The following is a 2,756-nucleotide window of genomic DNA, read 5'->3' as shown; positions in this document are numbered from 1 at the left end:
CCGCGCAGCATCATGATGCCGCGGTCGCCCATGGTGTTGATGTTCTCGCCCGGAACCTTGTCGGTCAGAGTGATGGTCGCCTTGTGGGTGAAGGGCTTGGCCTCGGTGCCGATCTGCAATTCGCCGCCGGGGAGGTAGATCCAGTCGGTGACGAGCGACAGGTCACGCTCGTCGGCAAAGGTCAGCTTGCCCTGCACGGTAATGCTGCGCAGCTCGGGCGGGCTGACATCGAGCAGGACCTCGGTGCCGCGCGGAATGGTCACTTCCTCGCCCGCCGCCGGCACCTTGCCCGAAGGCCATGCCGAGGCGTCCGACCACTTCACGGTCCGCGTGATCGCGCCCGGGGCGGCCGCGTCCATCGCCATGTTGGCGTGATCCGCGTGATCCTGCGCGGAAACGCCCGCGCCACAGGCGAGCAGCAGCGAGGCAAGAACGAGACGAGTGTAAGGGAACAGCCGAAACTGTTTGCGCATGACTAAACTTCCCCTCTCCGGGACGATGTGCCCCGCATATGCCTCGTTCGCGGAGCATTTTGCAACGATCAAACTCCTTTACCACGCGGGCGAGGCGGTCACCAAAGATCATGCCATGGCGCCGGGATACCGCGTGACGGGGGGCGATGCGAAGGCCAGAGGGTGACTTCGATCCCTATCTGCTGACCGCCACACTGGCCTGGATATCCAGTGGTCGAATTGGCATGACCGGAGGATCGGCCACCACCAGCTTGACCCAGAGGGCGTCCCCGTCCCTGAACCAGGAGGTCTCGTTCGCCTGACGCAAGGCGTCCATGCTGCCCTGAGCCGTTCCGGAGGCTGCACTGGTGAAGCCCGGCAGTTCAAAGATGACCCATGAGCCCTGGTCCATTTCGCTCAGGCTTAGGGTGACGAGCGGCCGTTCGGTCTTCACCTCGATCTCGGTGCCGGCGCGCACGGTGCTCTGGTTGCCGGTGATGTGAAATTCCTTGCCATTGCGAACGAGCGCGATGGGCATCTCTGGAGCAGGTGGAGCGGCCGGAGCGGGACCCGCGGCGGGGGCAACCAGAGGGCGAATTCTCGATAGCGGCCTTCTTTCGGAGAGATACAGGCGTCCGACATCACCCGTGCAGACGGAGGCGTTCCAGGCGGGATGAAGCTGACAGCTGTCGTCGGTGACGACGCTGTCGTTCTCGCCGTCGTTGAGCATGATGTGGGAATCGGGGATGCCGGTCACCGAACCATCGAGGTCGTGGATCGACAGCGTGCGGTAAGCCACGCCGCCCCGGTTGTCGTTGTCGAACCGGGGTTCGATATTCGGAAAATACACCGGCTTGGCGTTGACGAATTTCGCACCCTCGATGGTGCTTGCGGTCGTGACCCCGGAGCTGGTGAACAGCAGCCAGGAGAGAGCTCCCGTCTTGCGCCGGTCGTTGTCCTGGTAGTTGACGAATGTCGTGTTCACCACTTCGTCTCGGTAATCGTAGTATTCGTACGCGCGGATCGGAAAATCCGGGATTGGAGGCTTCGGCAGGCTGCGGCCATAGGCGACTTCCTCCGGCGTAGTCGGATTGCCGACATTGTCGGTCTCGCCCACGATCAGCGAATCCTCCAGGCGCGAGGTAAATGCCTGGCTGCCGAAATCGCCGGACGAATGTGTCATGCCGATGGCGTTGTCGGCGAGTTTCAGGTTGCGGAATATGTGAAGTTCCCCCCGGCCCCAGAGGCCGCCGTTGCGGTTCTTGTAGCTGGTCAGGTCCTCGATCAGCGTCTCCACGAACTTGCTGTCCGGGTCGGCAGGATTTTCCCGCGGCATGAAGGCGTTGCCGGCCAGGCCGAAGGTGTTGTCATCGTTGATGTTCCGGTCGAACAGGAACCCGTCGAAGTTGGAATGGGACACGTTGCCCCGGAAAGCGCGTAGCGGCGTGCGGCGCGGCCAGGTGTTGGCGCTCGCCTCCGAACCGAGGAAGGCGCCGTTGGGGTGTTCGGGCAGCGACAGCCAGAAGCCGACCTGATCGGACCCGGCCGCGACATTGTCGATGTAGCTGTTGTCGGGGTTGGTGATCCAGTAGGACGCCACCGTGTTGTCCGAAGGCAGCAGCGTGCCACCGCCGTGGAAGCTGACTTCCCGCACGGTCATCCGGCTCGCATAGGTGTAGTTGTTCTCACCGTTGGCGGCGAGGTTGGTGGGCACGCAGGCCAGTGTCGGATGACATTTGGTCTGGATGGCCAGGTTCCTGACGAACGCGTTGCCCGTCTCGATGCCATCTTCCATGAAGAAGCAGTGACCCACCGTGTTGAAGGTCACGTTGTTCTCGATCTCGAGATTGTTGGTGCCGTGCACGGTGACGCAGCGGTTGAAGGTATCGTGGATGGCGGCGTTGCGGACATACATGCCCTTGCCTTCGCCGAGCACGTGGAAGTGGAGCGGGTAGCGCGCCAGGGTCAGCCACTGGCCCATCCGGTTCAGTTCGATGCTGTCGATGTACATCTTCGATCCGGCCATCGCCATGATGTGCCCGCCGAAATAGCTCTCTGCCGCGTCCTCGGATGCCTGCACCTTGATGTTGCGCGTCAGCATGGCGACCTCGCCGCGCTCGTCGACGCCGTAGGTGACTTTGCCATAGTGCATGTACTGGAGCGGCTGCGCAAAGCGGATCGTGTTGCCTCTCACGCTCGTGATCGTCCGGCGCTCGGCCTGGCGCGGATTGAAGTCGGTGGAGGCAAGGACGATCTCGTCGCCTGCGCGCCACTGTGAGGCATCGAGAACCTCGATGCTGGTGG

General features: G+C 62.8%; 2 protein-coding genes. Both read right to left on the bottom strand.

The genetic code is table 11. The features are described from left to right. The coding region (locus GRI89_RS07820) for a G8 domain-containing protein (protein WP_201290889.1) at nt 1-473 on the bottom strand (473 nt) is incomplete at its 3' end. A 175-nt stretch (nt 474-648) separates the two neighbouring features. Then, a partial coding sequence (locus tag GRI89_RS07815; RefSeq protein WP_201290888.1) for a hypothetical protein occupies nt 649-2,756 on the bottom strand: 2,108 nt, incomplete at its 5' end.

The organism is Croceibacterium salegens (assembly GCF_009827435.1).
Lineage (GTDB): Bacteria > Pseudomonadota > Alphaproteobacteria > Sphingomonadales > Sphingomonadaceae > Croceibacterium_B > Croceibacterium_B salegens.
This window is presented reverse-complemented; position numbering and strand designations above follow the sequence as displayed.